16 protein-coding genes and 1 pseudogene are annotated in these 19,736 nt (G+C 71.9%); 8 read left to right on the top strand and 9 right to left on the bottom strand.

Annotated features, from left to right (window positions below; genetic code table 11):
* Nucleotides 1-711: 711 nt before the first annotated feature.
* Both AB0J66_RS05565 and AB0J66_RS05560 read right to left on the bottom strand, forming a co-directional pair.
* Entirely contained in the window at nt 712-1,362 is a 651-nt protein-coding gene (locus AB0J66_RS05565) for a response regulator transcription factor (protein ID WP_364655933.1), read from the bottom strand.
* Nucleotides 1,363-1,486: 124 nt separating this feature from the next.
* Nucleotides 1,487-2,644: a histidine kinase gene (locus tag AB0J66_RS05560; protein WP_364655931.1), complete on the bottom strand. Its 1,158-nt coding sequence runs from the start codon at nt 2,642-2,644 to the stop codon at nt 1,487-1,489.
* Between the two features lie 109 nt (nt 2,645-2,753).
* On the opposite strand from AB0J66_RS05560, the gene AB0J66_RS05555 reads away from it, so the two are divergent.
* Together AB0J66_RS05555 and AB0J66_RS05550 are read left to right on the top strand one after the other, a co-directional pair.
* Nucleotides 2,754-3,446, top strand: a complete 693-nt coding sequence (locus tag AB0J66_RS05555) for a GAP family protein (RefSeq protein ID WP_364655929.1) — start codon at nt 2,754-2,756, stop codon at nt 3,444-3,446.
* A 40-nt stretch (nt 3,447-3,486) separates the two neighbouring features.
* Nucleotides 3,487-3,810, top strand: a complete 324-nt coding sequence (locus AB0J66_RS05550; RefSeq protein WP_364655928.1) for an SdpI family protein — start codon at nt 3,487-3,489, stop codon at nt 3,808-3,810.
* Between the two features lie 416 nt (nt 3,811-4,226).
* Here AB0J66_RS05550 and AB0J66_RS05545 read toward each other — a convergent pair.
* Nucleotides 4,227-4,421: pseudogene (locus AB0J66_RS05545) on the bottom strand (helix-turn-helix transcriptional regulator); the annotation flags it as partial.
* Between the two features lie 430 nt (nt 4,422-4,851).
* Here AB0J66_RS05545 and AB0J66_RS05540 point away from each other — a divergent pair.
* From AB0J66_RS05540 to AB0J66_RS05530, 3 genes are all read left to right on the top strand, one after another.
* Nucleotides 4,852-5,247 carry a DUF2255 family protein gene (locus AB0J66_RS05540; RefSeq protein WP_364655926.1) on the top strand — a complete coding sequence of 132 codons (396 nt, stop codon included), beginning with the start codon at nt 4,852-4,854 and terminating at the stop codon, nt 5,245-5,247.
* A gap of 291 nt (nt 5,248-5,538) precedes the next feature.
* Nucleotides 5,539-6,672 carry a PQQ-binding-like beta-propeller repeat protein gene (locus AB0J66_RS05535; RefSeq protein WP_364655925.1) on the top strand — a complete coding sequence of 378 codons (1,134 nt, stop codon included), beginning with the start codon at nt 5,539-5,541 and terminating at the stop codon, nt 6,670-6,672.
* A 57-nt stretch (nt 6,673-6,729) separates the two neighbouring features.
* A complete protein-coding gene (locus AB0J66_RS05530; RefSeq protein ID WP_364655923.1) occupies nt 6,730-8,187 on the top strand; it encodes an ATP-binding protein in 1,458 nt (485 codons plus the stop codon).
* Here the strand turns inward: AB0J66_RS05530 and AB0J66_RS05525 are convergent.
* The 4 genes from AB0J66_RS05525 to AB0J66_RS05510 all read right to left on the bottom strand — a co-directional run bounded on the left by AB0J66_RS05525 (nt 8,184) and on the right by AB0J66_RS05510 (nt 11,728).
* The gene (locus tag AB0J66_RS05525; protein ID WP_364655922.1) at nt 8,184-8,315 is read right to left on the bottom strand and encodes a hypothetical protein; all 132 of its coding nucleotides are present in this window, start codon (nt 8,313-8,315) and stop codon (nt 8,184-8,186) included. The genes AB0J66_RS05530 and AB0J66_RS05525 overlap by 4 nt on opposite strands.
* The gene (locus AB0J66_RS05520; RefSeq protein ID WP_364655920.1) at nt 8,282-9,493 is read right to left on the bottom strand and encodes an MFS transporter; all 1,212 of its coding nucleotides are present in this window, start codon (nt 9,491-9,493) and stop codon (nt 8,282-8,284) included. The genes AB0J66_RS05525 and AB0J66_RS05520 overlap by 34 nt, the downstream gene beginning before the upstream one ends.
* A 117-nt stretch (nt 9,494-9,610) precedes the next feature.
* Nucleotides 9,611-11,203: an acyl-CoA dehydrogenase family protein gene (locus AB0J66_RS05515; protein WP_364655918.1), complete on the bottom strand. Its 1,593-nt coding sequence runs from the start codon at nt 11,201-11,203 to the stop codon at nt 9,611-9,613.
* 33 nt (nt 11,204-11,236) lie between these two features.
* On the bottom strand, nt 11,237-11,728 hold the full coding sequence (locus AB0J66_RS05510; RefSeq protein ID WP_364655917.1) for a DinB family protein: 492 nt from the start codon (nt 11,726-11,728) through the stop codon (nt 11,237-11,239).
* A gap of 94 nt (nt 11,729-11,822) precedes the next feature.
* On the opposite strand from AB0J66_RS05510, the gene AB0J66_RS05505 reads away from it, so the two are divergent.
* A complete protein-coding gene (locus AB0J66_RS05505) occupies nt 11,823-12,329 on the top strand; it encodes an NUDIX domain-containing protein (RefSeq protein WP_364655916.1) in 507 nt (168 codons plus the stop codon).
* 20 nt (nt 12,330-12,349) lie between these two features.
* On the opposite strand, the gene AB0J66_RS05500 is transcribed toward AB0J66_RS05505, so the two are convergent.
* On the bottom strand, nt 12,350-13,741 hold the full coding sequence (locus AB0J66_RS05500) for a hypothetical protein (RefSeq protein WP_364655915.1): 1,392 nt from the start codon (nt 13,739-13,741) through the stop codon (nt 12,350-12,352).
* 363 nt (nt 13,742-14,104) lie between these two features.
* On the opposite strand from AB0J66_RS05500, the gene AB0J66_RS05495 reads away from it, so the two are divergent.
* Both AB0J66_RS05495 and AB0J66_RS05490 read left to right on the top strand, forming a co-directional pair.
* Complete coding sequence (locus tag AB0J66_RS05495) at nt 14,105-15,808, top strand: dynamin family protein (protein WP_364656041.1); 1,704 nt, start codon at nt 14,105-14,107, stop codon at nt 15,806-15,808.
* Between the two features lie 25 nt (nt 15,809-15,833).
* On the top strand, nt 15,834-17,276 hold the full coding sequence (locus tag AB0J66_RS05490) for a dynamin family protein (RefSeq protein WP_364655913.1): 1,443 nt from the start codon (nt 15,834-15,836) through the stop codon (nt 17,274-17,276).
* Here AB0J66_RS05490 and AB0J66_RS05485 read toward each other — a convergent pair.
* Nucleotides 17,246-19,636, bottom strand: coding sequence for an Hsp70 family protein (locus tag AB0J66_RS05485; RefSeq protein ID WP_364655911.1), 2,391 nt, complete (start codon nt 19,634-19,636; stop codon nt 17,246-17,248). The genes AB0J66_RS05490 and AB0J66_RS05485 overlap by 31 nt on opposite strands.
* Nucleotides 19,637-19,736 lie beyond the last annotated feature (100 nt).

Raw genomic sequence — 19,736 nt, 5'->3', positions numbered from 1 at the left:
GCGCGCAGTCTGCCGCCTCCACCCCCTCAGCGAAACCGGATTTTTCCGCCCCGCCCACCTCACGGCCGCCCCGCTTGCCCAAACCCGCCTTGCGCTGGTCGCTTGCCTTGCGGTCGCCGCTCGCCTTGCGCTCACGGTCTGCCTTGCGCCGGTGCGTACCCCGCGGCGTACCCCGCGGTCGTTCCCATCGCGTCCGTCTGTCGGCGGCGCGCCGTGCACGGTGCCTTTCGCGCGACGTGGCCGCAGCTTTCGCTGAATCTCAATCCTCGCGCCCTCGCTCGGTGGTCCGAGCGCCGCCGTCGAGGTGGCGGGCGGCGGCGACGGCGCGCGTGGCGGCCACCCACCCTTGCGGTCGCCGCGTGCGTCCTCTCGTCAGCTCGGCCCCGTCGCGTGCCTGTCTGACCTCGCCACTTCCGCCAGCCGCACCCGCCGCCGCCCGCCCTGCGTCGGCCGCCGCCGATCGTCTCGCGCCGTCTCGCGCCGCGCGTTCGCCCGCCGCTTGTCCGTCCGCCCGTCCGCTGTCCGTCCGTCCGCTGTCCGTCCGGCGCCCGTCCGCCCGGCCGGTCAGCTTGCTATCGCGCGCCCACCGGTGCCTGCCGGCGCCCCGCGCCCGCCGCGCGCATGCTCGGCGTTCAGCGCCGGCCCTCCGGCTGGGCTTGGTTCTGTCTGGGCTGGGGCTGGAGCTGGGACCTGACGTTCGGGCGGGCTCCGTCAGGCCAGGCCGGCTTCCTTGGCCAGGATGGCGGCCTGGACGCGGGAGGTGCAGCCCAGCTTGGCCAGGACCCGGGAGACGTGGGTCTTGGCGGTGGCTTCGGTGATGGACAGAGTGCTGGCCAGATCGGCGTTGGAGAGGCCGTGGCCGAGGGCGGTGAGGATCTCTCGCTCGCGGGTGGTCAGGGTGGCCAGGGCGGGTGGGGATGGTGGCTCGGGCTTCTCGGTGGCGAAGGCGGCCAGGAGGCGGCGGGTCAACGAAGGGGCTATGACGCCGTCACCGGCGGCCACGTGGCGTACGGCGGTGAGCAGGTCGGCCGGCTCGACGGACTTGAGGAGGAAGCCGGCGGCGCCGGCGCGGAGGGCGCCGAAGACGTACTCGTCCAGGTCGAAGGTGGTCAGGATCAGGACGTCGGCCAGTCCGGCCGAGGTGATGGCCCGGGTGGCGCTGATGCCGTCGGTGCCGGGCATGCGGATGTCCATCAGGACCACGTCGGGGCGAAGCGCGGTGGCCTGGCGCAGCGCGACCGCGCCGTCGGCGGCCTCGCCCACCACCTCGATGTCGGGCGCTTGCTCGAGCATCAGCCGCAGGCCGGCCCGGATGGCGGCGTGGTCGTCGGCCAGCACGACACGGATTCCAGGCTCACTCATGCCGAGGCCACCCCATCGCGGCCCGGCCGGTCGGCACGACGGGACGCGTCGCGGCTGGGCCTTGGTGGCATGCCGGCCGGCGTCGTCGCGATGGCGGTCTCCGTCGACGCCGGCGCGGGCGGGCTCATCTGGTGACCGCCACGGGGAGGGTGGCGTGGACGCGCCAGGACGAGCCGTCGGGGCCCGCGGTCAGGGAGCCGCCGAGGAGGGTGGCTCGTTCGCGCATGGAGGGGAGGCCGGTGCCGGCGCTCAGGGCGTCGTGGCCGAGCGGGGTGGGCTGGGTCAGGGTGTTGGCCACGGTCACGGTGAGCTCGGCGGGGGTGCGGCGCACGTCCAGGCGTACGTCCGAGGTGGGGGCGTGCTTGCGGGCGTTGGTCAGGGATTCGTGGACGATGCGGTAGACGGTGTGGGCGACCACCACGGGAACGCCGGTGATCTCGGGGAGGGTGGCGGTGACCTTCAGGCCGTCGGCGGTGGCCGCCCGGACCAGGTCGGGCAGGCGGTCCAGGCCGCCGGGGGCGGTGGGGTCGGGACCGGGGGCGTCACGCAGCAGCATGATCATGGTGCGCATCTCCTCCAGACCGGCGAGGCTGCTGGTGCGTACGGCCTGAAGCGCGGCCCGGTCGCGGGTGGTGTCCGGGGGAGCGGCCAGGGCGGCGGCGGAGTGCAGGGCCGTGGTCGACAGGTGGGCGGCGATGACGTCGTGCAGGTCGCGGGCCATGGCGGCGCGTTCGGCGCGTACGGCCTCCTGGGCGGCCATCTCACCGAGGCGGCGCTGCTGACGGATGTTGGCCGACCACCACAGCGGCACGAAGAGCAGCGTGGTCAGCTGCAGCGCGATGAAGACGGCGATCCGGAACTCGCCGGCGGCCAGGCCACCCACCACGCCTGCCGTCCCGATGATGACGAAGACGGCGGTGGTGACGGCGCGGCGGGCCCGGTCCGAGGCGAACTGCCCGACCGAGAAGATCAGGTCGAACAGCACCAGAACCAGGGCGATGCTGCCCCCGAGCGCGAGATCGGCCAGGGCGGCGAGCACGCCGACGCCGAGGGCCGGGAGCGGATGGCGGCGCTTGCCGAGCATGGCGGCGCAGCCCACGACCAGCGGGACCGTGTGCCACCAGACCGACGCCCCGGCCAGCCGATCGATGCCCGGATCGATCCAGACGCCGGTCAGGCCGGCCAGGTTGAGCGCCAGGCCCGCGGCGAACGTCAACCCGGCGGTCACCCGGTCCCGGAACGACGGGCTGCTCCGCCACCGCTGTTCGATCGCCGCCCTCACGCGTCCATCCCACCACGACCGGTCCACGGCGGCGTCCGACGAAAGATGTACGCGGGTGGACATCCTTCGAGCGACGCGTGCGGGCCAGGGCGCGCGGGACGGTCCAGGTATGGACGTTACGCTTCTGGGCTCGCTGGCGGTGCTGGCGCTGATCGACTCGACCAGTTTCGGGACGCTGCTGATCCCGATCTGGCTCCTCATGCACCCGGGGCGGGTGCAGGCGGGCCGGATGCTGGTCTTTCTCGGGACAGTGGCCTCGTTTTACTTCGTGGTGGGGATGGCCGTCGCGCTGGGGGCCGATGCTGTTCTGCCGCGGATCAGCCGCCTGCTGGAGATGCGGGCGGTGTCGTGGGTGCAGCTTGTGGTCGGGGTCGGGCTGTTCTTCCTGAGCTTCCGGCTCGACCGTCGCCGCAACCCCGGCGGCGGGCGGCTGGCCCGCTGGCGGGAACGCGCGCTGAACGACGGCAGCGCGGGCGGCCTGGCCGGGCTGGCCCTCGCGGCCGCGGCGGCCGAGGTCACGACGATGTTGCCCTACCTGGCCGCGATCGGCCTGCTGACCAGCGCCGACCTCGCGCCGCCGGCGATCGCGGGCGTCATGGCCGCGTACTGCCTGGTCATGATCTTGCCGGCCCTGCTGCTGCTCGCGGTCCGGCTGGCCGGTGGGGACAGCCTGACGCCGCTGCTGACGCGCATCGGGGATCGGCTGGCCCGCAGCAACGCCCTGTCGTGGATCGTGGGCATCGTCGGTTTCCTGGTGGCTCGCGACGCCGCTTTCCGGCTGTTCGACTGGATCGGCAACTGACGCGCGGGGTTACGCTTGCCGGCACGGGAGGAGTCAGCCGATGGCCGGGCCGATCATCGTGATGGTGGCGGGTGCGCTGGTGGCTGCGGCTGGGCTTCTGGGCTGGCTCGGCAGGCTGCCTCGCAACAGCTTGGTGGGTGTACGCACGAAGAGCACCATGCGCAGCGCGCGTGCCTTCACCGTGGGCAACCGCGTGGCCGGCCCCGCTGTCGTCGCCGGTGGCCTCGCCGCGGTGGTGGCCGGCGTCGTCGCCCTGGCCGTCGACAACACCGCCTGGGTGCTCGCCGGCGTCGCCCTCATGCTGGTGCTCGTGATCGTCGGCGGCATCAGCGGGAGCCGCGCCGCCGCCCGAGCCGACGACTGACCCCGCCGAGAGCCGGGGCAGGAACCTGAGCGGCCGAGGCCGGGCGGCGCCTGAGCGCGGCGGAGACCGGGCCGGTGTTTCAGTGCGGCGGAGACCGGGCCGGTGTTTCAGTGCGGCCGAGACCGGGCCGGCGATTTAGCGTGGCCAATCCGAGCCGGAACTGACTCCCCGCGGCCGCACCCGCCGCGCTGCTGCCCACGGGCGGGGCCGGGCGTAGGGCGCCGTTCCGGTGTTTGCCGCGCCGCGCCGGCGTCTCTGTCCGGGAGCCGCGCGGAATGGGCGTTGCGGGGTCAGGCGGCCAGGCGGAAGTCGCTGCGGTGGGCGGGCCGCTGCTGGGGGCGGCGGGCCAGGTCGAAGTGGCCGTGGCGCAGGTCGATGTGCTGCGGCTGCTGCTGGGCCTCGCGCAGGACGGCGAGTAGAAGGTCGAACAGCGTCAGGCCGAGCGCGCGGCAGATGGCGTCGAGGAGCTCCGACGAGGGCTCCTTGCGGCCCCGCTCTACCTCGGACAGGTGGCCGATCGACACGCCGGCCAGGTCGGACACGTCACGGAGGGTCTTGCCCTGAGCCATGCGCACACGACGCAGCACCTGGCCGATGAGCTTGCGGAGCATCACATCCCCGACCCTACCGCTTCCCGCCGGAACCCGGGCCCCCGCGCGTGGCAGCTGGGACCCGAGGATGGTGGTCGGGTCCCTCCCGGCGGCCGGGTTCCAGGCGAGGCGGCCCGGAGCCAGCCGCGGCGGCCGTTTCAGGTGGAGCGGCTGGGAGACACGGATGACGGCCGGGTTCCCGACCGCGGCGGCCGGGTTCCAGGCGGGGCGGCCGGGTCCAGGCGGGGCGGCTGAGGTCTGGGAGGGGCGCTCGGCCCCGGCGCGCGGCGGCCGAAGCTCACCCGCGGCCGGCCGCGCGATGGCCGAATTCTCGCGGGGCGGCTGGATGGCGGCGAGCTGGTGAGGTCGAGGCTCTGATCGATACCGGACGGGTATGGCGTGTGACCCGGAGGGTGTTGGTCTCGTGCCGCGGTGCCGTCACGATCGGGGGATGGGCGACACGACGAGGGCCTGGACGCCGGCGGAACTGGGGCGGATCGGGGTGGCCGACGAGCTGGAGATCGCTGTTCGGCGTCTCGACGGGACGCTGCGGCGGTGGCTGCCGATCTGGGTCGTGGCCGTGGACGGGCAGGTGTATGTGCGGAGCTGGTATCGGCGCGGCACCGGCTGGTTCGGGCAGGTGCTGGAGTCCGGGGCCGCGAGCGTGCGCGTCCCGGGACTGCAGGTCGACGTCACCGTCGAGGACGTCGGGGCCGGGCCGGGACGGCTGCGGGAGGACGTCGACGAGGCCTACCAGGTCAAGTACGGCCGCTACGGCGCCGGGACCGTAGCGGCCATGGTGTCGGCCGAGGCGGCGGCGACGACCCTGCGGCTCCAGCCGGCGTAGAAGATTCGACGCCAACGTGTGGCGCGGGGGCTGCCGCGCAGAAGGTGCGGCGCGATCGTCTTCACCCCGGCCCGTGGGCGGCCTGGCCGAAGCCGACACGGTCGCCGCCGGCAACATCACCGGCGTCGTCCTGCGGTCGACGGCGGGTGGGGCGCGGTCTGAGGCGCGGGGCGGTAACTGATCGGTATCCATGTGGGCCGGTGGGTCGACCGGTGGGCGGGGCGCTGTCAGGGTGAGACGGTGGTTCGGGGGAAAGCGATCGCTTGTGCGCTGGCAGGTGCGCTCCTGGCGATGTCCGGCTGCATGGGCCGGCCCGATCCGCCCACCATCGCCGACGACCCGCTGGTCGAGGTCTACCGGATCCGGTCGCCGATCGCGGGTGGCGGGCGCGAGTGGGCGCTGGCCGACCAGCGGAGCGGTGTGATCGGGCAGGGCCGGCGGGTCGCCTCCATGGACTTCGAGGCGGGCCGCGTGCGGTGGGCGCGGGATCTGCCCACGGGTTACGACGCGGGTCAGGCGAGGGTGTGGGGCGGCCGTCTCTTCGTACCGGCGCGGTCGAAGATCTTGACCTTGTCCCTGGAGGACGGCACGACGGCGTGGGAGCGGGCGGTCCCGGCCGGGGAGACGGTGATCTCCGGGGGTGACGTCGAGCCGGTCGTGGTGCGGTCGCATTGCACGGCCGAGGCGTGCGAGTTGCTCGCCTTCGATGCGGCGACCGGCCGGTCGAAGTGGGTCAAACCCACCAAGGCCGGCACGACGATCAGTTCGCAGGGGGACGACTGCGGCTGCCTCTACGCGGTCGCGGGATCGACGATCACCGAGATGCTCGCCGAGAGTGGCCGGACGAGATGGACCGACACGATCCCAGGGAAGAGCGCGCCCGTCCTCAAGCCGGGCGCCTACCGGCTCACCGTGATCACGCCGCCGTCGCCGCCGGAGTGTGTGGCGGTGGTGCGCAGTGTGGACGAGGGCGGGATCGAGTGGTCGCACGAGTTCGTCTGGCACGACGAGGGCGCGCTGTGGAAACCGTGCACGTTCGACCCGGAGAGAGCAGGGAACACGGTTCCGACCACAGGCCAGATGGTCGTGCTCGACGAATATCGCGGGACCGGGAGCACGGCGCCGCTCAACCCGGGCGAGTACGTGGTCGACGGGTCGCTCTCCTGGTCGCCGGTGGCCGGGTACCGGGTGTGGGATCGGGATCCGGTCCTCCTCCCGGTCGCGCCCCCGGGGGACGGCAAACCCTGGGGCCGGAGCGCGCCCGGTGGGTGGCTGCTCGCCTCGGGCCAGGGCGTCGTGCTCTACGACCGGCTGCGCGGGGTGCGGTGGCGCTCGGAGACGGCGTCGGCGGTCTTCGTTCCGGCCGGTGACCGGCTGGTCTACCAGGAGGGGGACACCCTGGTCGCGCTCGGGCCGCGTGCGTAAATGCGGGAGCGTGTCACTCTTGCTGAAGAGACTGCCGTTTACGCCGGGGAGTTGAGCATGTCCGAAGCGCGAGCACGCGGTGAGGTTTTCGAGTACGCGGGCGCTACCGTGGAGCTCATCGACGCGGCCACCGTCCTGGCGGCGGCCCGGGTCAACCCGATCGAGCTGCTGCGGAGCTCGGCCTGGCCGGCCCCGGTGCAGCGGGTCGACCTGACCGTGTCCAGCGCCGACCGGCCTCAGGGGCCGGTGCACACGTTCACGGCCGCGGTGAGCACGGCCGACGAGCCGCTGTCGAAGGAGCGGATCCGCAAGCTCGTGCTGGGCAACGACCCGGTCGGGCTGCTGCTGGCCAAGCGGATCGAGGCGGGCGACCCGATCGCCACGAGGATCGTCGACGGGGTGGGAGCGGCCGCTGCCGCCGCGTACCGCCGCCTGGGTCTTGACCGCCCGGAGAAGCCGGCGGCGAGCCGCCAGCCCGGGACCATCGCCGACGCCGTCGTGGGTCTGCAGGCGACCGTGACGTACGACGAGAGCGGCACCGTGGTCCGCCTGGCCGCCGAGGTCCCGCGGGACGAGGTGACCCCGGCCCACCTGCAGGCCTTCGTGGGCCTGACCCTGCAGGCGGTGCTCGAGCTGACCGGCCCGGACGCGCTGACCGGCCGGCGTTACGTGGTGAGCCGCGAGAACGTCTCGACCGTGCCGGCCACCACCAAGACGGTCACCCTGGACATGGTCGGCGGCCTCACCAGGGAGGTCAACCAGCTCCGCGAGATCGCGGTGTCCTTCCGGCACCCCGACTCGATGGCGCGGTGGGGCGCGCAGCGACCGCAGGGCATCCTGATGTACGGGCCGCCGGGAACCGGCAAGACCATGCTGTCCCGGGCCCTGGCCAACGAGATCGGCGCCGACTTCCGCGAGATCCGTACGCCGGAGATCCTCGACAAGTGGCTCGGCGGCTCCGAGCGCAACATCAAGCAGATCTTCCGCGACGCCCGGCGGTACCGGGTGCCGACGCTGATGCTGTTCGACGAGTTCGACTCGATCATCAGTTACGCCGGGTCGGGCGGCGACGCGGCCAGCCAGGCCATCAACGCCGTGGCCGGCATCTTCAAGCAGGAGATGAACGACCTGATCGAGGCCAACCCGAACGTGATCGTGGTGGCCACCACGAACTTCCCGCACCGGGTGGACGACTCGCTGATCCGCTCCGGCCGCTTCGACGTGCACCTGAGCATCCCGAAGCCGGACGAGGCGAGCCGGGCCGAGATCTTCCGCAAGATGATCCGGGCCCTGATCGCCGCGCACGAGGAGCCCGGATTCCAGATGTTCGCCGACGACCTGGACCTGACCGCGCTGGCCGCGGCCAGCCACGGCATGACCGGGGCCGACATCAAGGAGGTGCTGCGCCGGGTGCAGCTGGCCAAGGCGATGGAGGACGCCCGGACCGGCGGCCAGGTCAGCCCGATCTCGCAGGAGGAGCTGCTGGCCAGCGTCCGCGGCCTGGCCGGCCGCTAGGCGACGGGCGTCTTCTCCTGGTTGCGGACCTGGTAGGTGACGGCGCCGGTGCCGGCGACCGCCACGACGGCGGTGACCCACTGGCCGTCGGTGATCAGATCGGGGCCGCGCTGACGGGTTCCCGCCACGGCAGCAGCACCGAGCTGGCCAGCACGCCGAGCCCGCACACCAGCAGGGCGGTCCGCACGCTGGTGACGGCGGCCAGCGCGCCGCCGAGGGCGATGCAGACGGGCTGGGCCGTCCGGGAGGTGATCTGCCAGCAGGCGATCACCCGGGACAGGTGGCGGTCGTCGGTCTCGGTCATCCGGTACGTGGCCACGGACGGGTTGGACACGCCCGATCCGAACAGCGCCAGCACCTCGAGGGCGATCATGAGAACGAGGCCGGGGACACCGGCCGGGAGGAACGCGAGCGGGGCCAGCCAGAGCGCGCGGAAGACACCCGAGCCGAGCAGCACCCGATGGGCGCCGAAGCGGTCCGTGAGCGGGCGCATGGCCAGCGCGCCCAGGATCCCGCCCAGGCACGACGCGCCCCAGGCCAGGCCGTACTGCCACGGCGGGAAGGCAAGCTCGCGCAGCATCAGCACGGCCAGCAGGGGTGAGGCGGCCATCATGGCCCCGGCGAAGATCTGCTGGTTCAGGAAGACGGCCCGCAGCCCGCGATGGGCGATCAGGTAGCGCCAGCCGTCCGCGATCTCGGACCATTTGCCGGTGGGTTTGATTCGCTGCGGGGGATCGGGCTCCGGGCTCCTCAGGGCCCGTACGCCCAGGGCCGAGAGCAGGAAACTCACCGCATCCACCGCGATCGTCACGGCCGCGCCGAACCACGAGGTCAGGGCGCCGCCGAGGGCCGGCCCGGCGCTGTAGGCGGTCCAGAACGTGGCCTCGAACCGGCTGGTCGCCGTGACCCGGTCGGCCGGCCCGACCAGGGCCTTCAGGTGCGAGCCGCTGGCCGACGCGAAGGCGATGGCGGCGGCCGACTGGACAACTGCCACGGCACACAGCTGTACGTACGTCAGCACGCCGGCCGCCATCGCGAGCGGGACGGTGATCAGCGCCCCGAACCGCGCCAGATCAGCGGCGATCATCACCGGCCGCTTGCGGCGGAACTCGATCCAGGGGCCGGCCGGCAGGGCGAGCGCGGCCGCGGCCACCCCGGCCAGGGCGGCCAGCAGCGACACCTGGAACTCGCCGACCTCGAGCACGAGCACGGCCACCAGCGGGATCGCGCCGAAGCCGACACCGGTGCCGAGCTCGCTGATCCCGTACGCCGTCCAGAGCCGTCGGAAGTCCTCGCCCAGCGCCACCGGGGCACCTTAGCGGGTCAGCACCCGGAAATTCCGGGGACGCCACGGGCCGGCCGAAGTGGTAGCCCTGGGCGAACTGGTGGCCCAGCCGGCGCAGCTCGGCCTTTTGCGCGGTTGCTACGCGGGTGCGGCCCGGTTGACGATCGCCGCCGTGTCGGCGCCGCGCGGCAGCGTACCGAAGGTGTGGCCCCAGTCCCCGCCGAGCCGGGTGGCGCAGAAGGCGTCGGCCACCTCGGGCGGCGCGTGCCTGACGAGCAGAGACCCTTGCAGTACGACGGCCAGGCGCTCGACGGCGCGGCGGGCATCCGCTTCCTCGGGCCGTTCGTTCTTGAGCCCGGTGATCGCCGCGTCGAGCCGGGGATCGGCCCCGGCGGCCGCCGAGACCTCGGCGAAGTAGGCGGCCAGCGCGTCCGGTTCCTTGCGCAGCGTCCGCAGCACGTCCAGGGCCTGGACGTTGCCCGAGCCCTCCCAGATCGAATTGAGCGGGGCGTCCCGGTAGAGCCGGGGCAGCCCCGACTCCTCGACGTAGCCGTTGCCGCCCAGGCACTCCAGGGCCTCGCCGACCACGGCCGGCTGGCGCTTGCACACCCAGAACTTGCCGACGGCGATGGCCAGCCGCTTGAATGCCTGCTCGCCCCGGTCGACCGCGCCGGCGAGCCGCATGGCCAGCAGGGTCGCGGCCTCCGACTCGAGGGCCAGGTCGGCCAGCACGTTGCGCATGACCGGCTTGTCGGCCAGCGGGCCGCCGAAGGCGCCGCGGTGGCGGGTGTGGTGGATCGCCTGGTTCAGCGCCGCCCGCATGCCGGAGGCGGAGCCGGTGACGCAGTCGAGGCGGGTCATGGCGACCATCTCGATGATGGTGCGGACGCCCTGGCCCTCCTCGCCGACCAGCCAGGCCGTGGTGCCGTCGAACTCCGGCTCCGAGGAGGCGTTGCTGCGGTTGCCGAGTTTGTCCTTGAGGCGCTGGATCCGGAAGATGTTTTTTGTTCCGTCCGGCAGCACCCGGGGGACGAGGAAGCAGGAGAGGCCGCTGGTGGTCTGGGCGAGCACCAAGAACAAATCGGACATGGGCGCGCTGGTGAACCACTTGTGGCCGGTCAGGCGGTAGGTGCCATCTTGGTTTTTGTCCGCTTTTGTGGTGTTGGCGCGGACGTCGGAGCCGCCCTGCTTCTCGGTCATGCCCATGCCGGCGAGCAGGCCCTGCTTGGTGGTGGGGGTGCGCAGGCCCGGGTCGTACGTCCTGGCGGTGAGCAGCGGCTCGTAGGTGGCGGACAAGTCGGAATTGTTGCGCAGGGCGGGGATCACGGCGTACGTCATGGAGATCGGGCAGACGTGCCCGGCCTCGACCTGCGACCAGAGGAAGACGCCCGCGGCCCGGGCCACGTGGGCGCCGGGCCGGGTGTCGGCCCAGGGCGCGCCGGCCAGCCCCTCGGCGACGGCGACGTCCATGAGCCGGTGCCAGGACGGGTGGAACTCGACCTCGTCGACCCGGTGCCCGTAGCGGTCGTGGGTGACCAGCCGGGGCTCGTACCGGTTGGCCTCGTCGGCCCAGCGCTGCGGCTCCGCCGTCCCGGCCAGCTTCCCGAGCCGGTGCAGATCACCCACCGCCCACGGCGCCCCCTCCCGGGCCACGGCCGCGAGCAGCGCCGCGTCGGCCGAGACGTCGTAGTCGACCAGCGGGGGCGCCTGGTTGAACACCTCGTGCGTCACCCCGGCAATGTAACTCGCAGGTAACTTGCGGCGCTATCGCCCGGTGGTCCCGTCGATCAGCTCCCGCAGAATGTCCGCGTGCCCGGCGTGGCGCGCCGTCTCACTGGTCATGTGCGCCAGCACCCACCGCAGGCTCAGAAACTGCCCGTCCACGGGGTGATGCACCGGCGCCGTGACGTCTCCCGCGGCCCGGACGATCGCGTTGCTGTGCTCGATCGCGGCTTGATAGCCGGCGATCACCGCGGCCGGGCTGACGCCCTCGGGCACGGCCATCTCAAAATCCGGCTCGTCCAGCTTCTCCCCGGCGACGGTGTAGGCGAACCAGTACCGCTCCCCATCGGTGAGGTGAGCGATCAGCCCGAGCAGATTGGTCCCGGTCGGCACCAGAACCTTCCGCAGCTGCTCGTCACCGAGCCCCTCGGCCTTCTTGAGCACCGACTCCCGCGCAAAGTCCAGAAAGGCCAGCGCCGTATCAATCTCACCATCGTCGTTACGGGGCACGGGCTTACGCTGCGTCTCGGCCATGGTAGGACGATATCGGCCGAGCGCCGTCACCGCGCGGACGCGTTACCGTCACGTCGATCAACGCGGTACCTCGCGCACCGGAATCAGGAGCTGCATGTCGCTGAACCTCCGGGCCTCCGCCCGCGCGATCGTCCTCGACGCGGAGGACCACGTCCTGCTGTGCCGATTCGTTCCGCCCCATCCGGCGGTCCCGGAAGGTGTCCCGGCCGTGTGGGCGGCTCCGGGTGGCGGCATCGAGCCCGGCGAGGACGGGCTGACCGCTCTGCGTCGTGAGCTGCGGGAGAAGACCGGTCTGGTCACCGAGGCGGAGCCGCCGCACGTGTGGCATCAGGTGATCGCGGGCGCGAATGCCCCGTCCGGCCTCGACGGCATCGTCAACGACTACTTCCTCGTGCGGGCCGAGCGCTTCGAGCCCCGGGGCGAGTTCAGCGACGACCACCTCGCGACGGATGAGCTCCTCGCCGGTTTCCGGTGGTGGCCGATCCCCGAGATCGCCGCCCACACCGGACCCGACTTGTTCTCGCCCCGAGCCCTCGCCCCACTGCTGACCGGGTTGCTGACCGCCGGAACACCGTCCGCCCCCGTTGCGATCGGCCTATGAGGAGGCGCTCAGGTCTTACCCTACTGAGCGATTGCCTGGCTGATGGTAGCGGCCGCCGTGGTTGCCTGCGCGATCCCCGGCAGCGCGGCGACGACCGCATCGAGCCACACTTTGACGCGGTTGTCGTTGCGTTCCGGTTTGGCGAGCTCCTCGGTCAGCGCATTGAAGTTGTCGCGCGCGCGAGGATCCCCGGAGCGTTCCACAACTCCGGCGAGTTCCCGCAACGCGGCTGCGATCTCCGTTCCCGGAGAACTTTGTACGGTATTGAGGGCATTCTCAAGCGTTGACCGGTTGACAATGATCGCGTTGGCGCCGGCCGTGATGTGGTCTCCCACGATGACCCCGTCCTTTGAGTAGTTCTGGATGATGATGCTCAACTCACGCTGACGTTCGATCAGTCGCACGAACGGATACTCGGGGTAATATGCTTCTTCCAGCTGCCGGGAAAGTCGCTTCAATTGCGGCTCTTGCAACGACTGATGGGATATCTTCTGCAGCGAGAAGATCGCATCGGAAAAGTGACTCATTTGCTCGTCGAAATCCGTGATGATGACGCCGGCGTGTAGCTTTTCGACGTAGTATTCAAGCCAAGGAAGGCGCTTTCTCATGGTGCCTCTTCGGCCCGGCACGAATTCGATATAGCTAGCCGAAACGGGGAGGTATGAGCTTGGGGACTCGAACATCACGGCGACGTTCACTACCGGAGGGCCGTCCTGCAGAATCGTAGGGCCTCGGTTCGGGCGGATCTCCTCCACATGCAGATAGACACGTGGCACGCTGATGGAGCCATGATACAGCGTCAGCAGGAAGTCGGGCATGACGACGAGTTTTCCAGTCAATGAGCAAGGCAGCACACCGTGCTCGGACAAGTAGTCAATGTGCTGGGCGTAGATTTCGTCGGTGAGCGCGAGGGGTACGCCCTCGTCGGCGGACCGGTTGGTCGACGCCGACATGAACCAGAGGTGCCCCTCACTGGTCAGCTTCCTGTTCAGTCGCACGCATCCAATTCCGCCTCGAAGCATCTCTATTTTGCCGTGCAGATCGAAAACGGTCGGATTAGGTGGAAGGGTCGCGTCATAGGCGGCCTGCTGCTCGGTTGTCAGCCTCAGGAGATGGGGAGCAGCGTACTCGCGCCAACGCTCCGCCTCCTCGGTGTGGAACAGTCCTGGTGATCTCGGGAACCATTCTGAAAGCAGAACATTCTCGAGCGTAACGGTATGACTTGCTCGGGCCTCTTCGCTGAGCAGGGATTGCCAGAATTGCATCGTCGTCGGAAAGTGACGGTGATCCCCGGCAGGCAATGCCACGGGCGGAAGAACGAAGTTGCCGGTGCTCAACTGCGCTTCGATGCCGTCGACGACATCGTGTCCCGACAATTCGTGGTAAACCTCGGGAGTGCTCTCGTCGGGCACGCGGCGGCTCCTGAGATGTCATGACCAGGCTTGCGGAGGGACGCCCACGGTAACGCAATCATGCCCGCTGACGGAGCAAAAAGGCGACAATATCGGAAGCTGATCACGCAGAGCGACGCATCCCGTGGAACCACGACAGCCGCGGGGCCGGTGAGGGCTCCGCACGCGCCGCGCGGGGTGCCGTTCCGCGGGGCGCGTGCGGAGGGTCTGGGGTGCTTCGGCGCACAACATCGCACACCGGCCGGGGTGGGCGCTTGTCGGAAATCCGTCCGTGGGGAGGGGTCGACCAGGGGCGGGCACTGTGTAGGGTCGTGCGGTCGGTCGCTGGGAGTGAGGAAGCGGAGCGGAGGAGAGCCGTTGACCGTGCTCGCCGAGCTGGCCGGCGCGCGGGCGCTCGCGGCCGGGAGCGGGGCCGATGACCTGGTCGCGCGGGTGGACCGGGCGACCGCCCAGTTGCGTACGGCCGATATCGCCGTGGCCGTGGTCGGTGAGTTCAAGCAGGGCAAGAGCACGCTGGTCAATGCCCTTCTGCGCACCGACGTGTGCCCGGTCGGGGCCGACATCGTCACCGCGGCGCCGATGACGCTGCGCTTCGGGCGGCCGCCGGCGGCGTTCGCGGACGGCGCGCCGATCGAGCTGGCGGAGATCGGTCAACACCTTCAAGGACCCGTGGAGGTACGCCTGGATCGGCGCCTGCTCGGGGCGGGGCTCGCGATCGTCGACACACCGGGGGTGGGCGGGCTCGATTCGGCCCAGGGCAATGTGACCCTGGCCTTGCTGCCGACGGCCGGGGCGGCCCTGTTGGTCACCGACGCGGCGCAGGAGCTGACCGCGCCCGAGGTCGACTTCCTGCGGCGTACGGTCGAGCGCTGCCCCCGCACCTTCGTGGTCCTGACCAAGACCGATCTGTACGTGGAGTGGCGGCGCATCGCCGAGATCAACGCCGGTCATCTGAAGCGGGCCGGCCTGGACCTGCCGATCGTGCCGGTGTCGTCGTTCCTGCGGGCGCGGGCCCAGGCCCGGGACGACACCGCGCTGAACGAGGAGTCGGGCTACCCGCGCCTGGTCGATCTGCTGCGCCGAGACGTCCTCGAGGCGGCCATGCAGGACCGGATCGCCGCGGCCAAGGCCGAGCTGTCGTTCGTGGTCGAGCGGCTGCGCGAACGCGTCGACGCCGAGGGCGCCGCGATCAGGGGGGTGCCGCAGGTCGTCCAGCGGTACGAGGAGAAGGCCCGCCGCAGCGCGGGACTGGCCCACGGCACCTGGCAGACCCTGCTGGGCGACGGCATCCAGGATCTCGCGGCGGACGTCGACCACGACCTGCGCGAACGGCTCCGGCTGATCATCCGCAACGGCGAGGACGTGCTGGCCGGCTCGGATCCGCGCGACACCTGGCCGGACTTCCAGGCGTGGGCGGCCCGGGAGGCCGCGGCGGCCGCCGCCGACAACCTGATGCTGCTGGTCGCCCGGACCGAGCAACTCGCGGCCGAGGTGGCCGAACGCTTCGGGCTGGAGTGCGACCGGCTCGAGCTCGATCTGCCCGCGCCCGAGCTGGCCCTGGGCAAGGCGGCCGAGCTCGACGTGAGCTTTCAGCAGACCCGCATGCAGCAGTTCCTCGGCGCGTTCACGGCGGCCCGGGTCTCGTACGGCGGCTTCTATCTGCTCGGCGCGGTCGGCGCGCTGTTCAGCGTGGCCTGGGCGGCGCCGCTCGGGCTGATCGCGGGCCTGACGCTCGGCCGCCGCCTGATGAAGATGGAGAAGGAACGCCAGGTCCAGCAGCGCCGTCAGCTGGCGCTGTCGGAGCTGCGCAAGTACATCGACGACGTCGGGTTCCACCTGGGCCGCGACTGCCGCGAGGCGGTACGCCGCACCCAGCGCCTGCTCCGTGACGAGTTCACCAGCCGCGCCCGCGCCATCGAACGCTCCGCCACCGCCACGGAAGCCGCCGTCCGCGGCGCGTCGCAGCTGTCCACTCAGGACAAGCAATCCCGCATGGCGGCGCTGGCCGACCAGCGCCGCAAACTCGACGGCTTGGCCGCGTCGGGCGTGGGTGGGGCGGCCCGGTGAGTGGCGGATGGGGGCGGGTGGAGACATGAGCGCGAGCACGCTGCTCGGCCAAGTGCGGGCGCTGCTTGATGGGGCGATCGCCGAGACCGGGCAAGGGCGGCTGGTGGCGGCGCGCCGACGGGTGGACGAGCCGCTGCGGGTGGCCATCGCCGGGCGGGTCAAGGCCGGGAAGTCGACGCTGCTGAATGCGCTCGTGGGGGAGGAGCTGGCGCCCACGGACGCGGGGGAGTGCACGAAGGTCGTCACCTGGTATGTGGACGGGCCGGGGTATGGCGTGACCGCGTACGGCAGTGATGGTTCGAGGGAGGAGCGGCCCTTCACCCGGCGGAACGGGGCGCTGGAGGTCTCGCTCGGCCGCAAGGCCGAGAAGGTCGAGAGGCTCGAGGTGCGGGTGCCGAGCAGCCGGCTGCGGCGGCACACGCTGATCGACACGCCGGGGATCGCCTCGCTGTCGGCGGACGTGTCGTTGCGGACCATGGCGTTCCTGGATGCCGAGGGGGAGCGGGCGGCGCAGACCGATGCCGTGCTGTACCTGCTGCGGCACATGCACGGCAGCGATGTGCGCTTCCTCGAGTCGTTCCACGCGGACGGAATCAGCGAGGGGACGCCGGTCAACGCGGTCGGCGTGCTGTCGCGGGCCGACGAGATCGGTGGGTGCCGGCTCGACGCGATGGTGGCGGCCGGGCGGATCGCCGAGCGGTACGCGGCCGACGAGCGGCTGCGGCGGCTGTGCCCGGTGATCGTGCCGGTGGCGGGTCTGCTCGGGGCGGCCGGGGCGACCCTCCGGGAGGACGAGTTCCGCATTCTGGCCCAGGTGGCGGCGCTGCCGATGGACGACGTGGTCGAGTTGCTGCTGACCGCGGACCGCTTCGCGGCCTCGGGCGAGGATCGGCGGCGGCTCCTGGGGCGGCTGGGGCTCTTCGGCGTACGCGTGTCCGTGCGCCTGATCAAGGACGGCGCCGTGGCCGACGCGCCGGGGCTGGCCGCGGCCCTGACCGCGGAGAGCGGGATCGGGCGGCTCCGCGAGGTGCTGACCGCGCAGTTCGCCGGGCGGGCCGAGGTGCTCAAGGCCCGGTCGGCGCTGGCCGTGCTCGACGAGTGCGTGGCGCCCGGGTCGCGGGCGGCGGTGGAGGCCGAGCGGATCCGGGCCGGGGCGCACGAGCTGGTCGAGCTGCGGCTGCTGCGCCTGGTGCGGTCGGGGCGGGTGCCGGGCAAGGACGCCCAGCTCGCCGAGATGGACCGGCTGATCGGCGGGCGCGGCGTCGAGGCGTACGCCCGCCTGGGTCTGACCGTGGAAGCAAGCGGCGAGGAGATCGCGGAGCGGGCGCGCGAGGCCCTGGCCCGTTGGCAGCGGATCGCCGAGCATCCCCTCTCCGCCCGCGACCTGCGAACGGCGGCGCGGGCGGTGACCCGCACCTGCGAGGGTCTGCTGGCCGGTCAGAACCAGCAGGGGTGGGCCTCGCGCTGACCGGGCTTGGTCAGCACCGTCTCGCCGGTGCCGTCGGGCTTGAGCAAGACGATTGCCGGCCGCTCGTACGGGCCGCGGACCAGGGCGAACCACGAGCCGTCGGGTGACCAGGACGGGTCCATCTCGCGGGCCGGGTCGGTGGTCAGGCGCCGGTTGTTCGAGCCGTCCCGGTCGACGATCCAGATGTCGGAGTTGTCCTGGTCGACCTCACGCGTGTAAAGGATGCGCTCGCCGTCCGGCGACGGGGCCGGGTCGTTCGTCTCGCCCATCTCGGGCGTGGTGATCTGACGGCCGGGCTCCTTCGGAGCGGCCGCGTCGAGTTCGAAGATCTGCCGTACGCCGCCGCGCTCCACCCAGTACGTGATGGTGCTCCCGTCGGTCGACCAGAACGGGTCGTCCTTGCCGTCCCGGGCGAACGTGATCTGCGTCGGGGCGCCGCCGTCGACCGGCACGGTGAAGATCTGGTTGACGGTGCCGACCTTCTTGACGAAGGCCAGCTTTTGGTCGTCGCCCGACCACGTGACCCGGCCGCCGGTCACGCCGCCGATCAGCTTGCGGCGCTCGGAGCCGTCGGCGTTCATCACGAAGATCTCGCTCGTCGGGCTGCCGGCGGTGTTGTGCGTGAGGGCGATTCGCTTGCGGTCGTGCGACCACTTCGGCAGGACGTCGCCGGGCTGGGTGCCGGCCAGGAGGGTACGGGGTGTGTCGGCTCCGGGCTGGAAGGAGTAGATCTTCGAGGTGCGCTGGAAGCCGGACATGGCCCCGGTGTCGACCCGGACCAGGATCTTCTTGTCGGTCGGGTAGGCGACGGTCTGCAGCTTGGCCGGCGCGCCGGCCGGAGGTGTCGCGGTGTTCTTGTCGCCGTCGTCGTCCTGGTTGAGCACGAAGAAGACACCGGCGCCGGCGGCGAGCAGGGCGGCTACGAAGGCGCCGGTGACGGCCAGCGCGCGGCGGCTCTTCCTCGGCGACTCGGTCCCGTTGAAGGCCACGCCGCCATAGCCGGGCGCGCTGGCGCCGGGCGCGCTCGGACCGGGCGGCATCGAGGCCGTCGCGAATGACGCGGTCCGGTGCGGCACGGGCTCGGTGGGCGCCGTGGGGAATGACGCGGTCTCGCTCGGCACGGACCCGGTGGGCGATGGGTCGAAGACTCGGGTGCTGGTCAGCGGGGCGGCGCCCGGTACCGAGGCGGCGCCCGGGGAGAACCGAACATTCGGACTTGTCGGATTTGTGCGCGGAGTGGGCGCCGCGGTGACTGGCGCGGCCGCCTGCCGCGGGACCGGCTGCGCGCCGGCGAACGGCGCGCCGGCCAGGGCGGCTCCGAGCGCCACGCTGTGCTCCGGGTGCGGGTCGGCCGCCACGGGTCGCCCGAGCTCGTCCGACAGGACCTGCCCCACGAGCGGGATCCGCGACGAGCCGCCCGCGAGTAGGACCGCGCTGAGTTCCCCGGGCGACACCCCGGCCCCGCGCAGGGCCCGCCGGGTGGCGTCGACCGTGTCGGCCAGCGCCGGCGCGATCATCGACTCCAACTCGGACCGGTTGAGCCGCACCTGCCGGTGGATCCCGGGGAGCGCCACCGGGATCATCGTCTCGGTGTCGAACGACAGCGCCTCCTTGGCCTCGACGCAGTCGCGCCGCAGCCGGGCCAGCGCCGTCACCACCTCCGGATCGTCGGTGTCGAGCTCCTCGACCGCGCCCCCGAGCACCTCGACCACGTGCGCGAACACGGCTTCATCGAAGTCGGCCCCGCCGAGTTGTTCGATCCCCTCGGCCTCCCCGAGCAGCGCGAACCCGTCGCCCTCGCGCCGTAGCACGGCCACGTCGAACGTGCCGCCGCCGAGGTCGTACACCGCGACCGTCTCGCCCGGCCCGATCCGGCGCGCGGTCGCGTGCCGGAGGGCGGCCGCCTCCGGTTCGCTCCGGAACAGCACCGGGCCGGCGTCAGCCAGCCGTACAGCCTGATCGAACTGCTCCCTTTTGTAGGGTCCCCAGTTCGCCGGCCGGGTCACCGTCAGAGCCGCCGGCGCCGCGCCGCGCTGGGCGAGCACCGTGTCGAGCACGTGCCGGAGCAGCTTCGCGGTGAGCGCGTGGGCCGAGAACGGCACGCCCCCGGCCAGGATCGGCACGGGATCGCCGATGCGCCGCTTGAACTCGCGGGCCAGCCGGTCGGGCTCGGCCTGCCCGCGCCGCTCGGCCGCCTCGCCGATCAGCAGGCCGCCGTCGGGGGCCACGAAGACCAGGGACGGGATCTCGGCCCGGCGCGTGCCGAGGCGTACGACGTCGATGCGCCCGTCGCCCTCCCGGACCGCCGCCGCGGTCTGGGTGGTGCCGAGATCGATGCCCAGGGAGTAGGTCGAATCCACGTCACGATGCTTCCAGAGTCGGCCCGCCGACACCCCTGCCCGAACGGGTATCGGCACAGTCAAGTTACAACTGCTGCCGGTTGAGTGTGCTTCAGCGCTC

Source organism: Actinoplanes sp. NPDC049598, from assembly GCF_040675435.1.
Lineage (GTDB): Bacteria > Actinomycetota > Actinomycetes > Mycobacteriales > Micromonosporaceae > Actinoplanes.
Note: the sequence above shows the minus strand (reverse complement) of the source record. Positions and strands in the feature narration are given on the sequence as shown.

Coding starts and splice junctions, on each gene's coding strand:
- AB0J66_RS05565 (WP_364655933.1), bottom strand. CDS start 1,362: ATGAGTGAGCCTGGAATCCGTGTCGTGCTGGCCGACGACCACGCCGCC.
- AB0J66_RS05555 (WP_364655929.1), top strand. CDS start 2,754: ATGGACGTTACGCTTCTGGGCTCGCTGGCGGTGCTGGCGCTGATCGAC.
- AB0J66_RS05550 (WP_364655928.1), top strand. CDS start 3,487: ATGGCCGGGCCGATCATCGTGATGGTGGCGGGTGCGCTGGTGGCTGCG.
- AB0J66_RS05540 (WP_364655926.1), top strand. CDS start 4,852: ATGGGCGACACGACGAGGGCCTGGACGCCGGCGGAACTGGGGCGGATC.
- AB0J66_RS05535 (WP_364655925.1), top strand. CDS start 5,539: ATGTCCGGCTGCATGGGCCGGCCCGATCCGCCCACCATCGCCGACGAC.
- AB0J66_RS05530 (WP_364655923.1), top strand. CDS start 6,730: ATGTCCGAAGCGCGAGCACGCGGTGAGGTTTTCGAGTACGCGGGCGCT.
- AB0J66_RS05510 (WP_364655917.1), bottom strand. CDS start 11,728: ATGGCCGAGACGCAGCGTAAGCCCGTGCCCCGTAACGACGATGGTGAG.
- AB0J66_RS05505 (WP_364655916.1), top strand. CDS start 11,823: ATGTCGCTGAACCTCCGGGCCTCCGCCCGCGCGATCGTCCTCGACGCG.
- AB0J66_RS05490 (WP_364655913.1), top strand. CDS start 15,834: ATGAGCGCGAGCACGCTGCTCGGCCAAGTGCGGGCGCTGCTTGATGGG.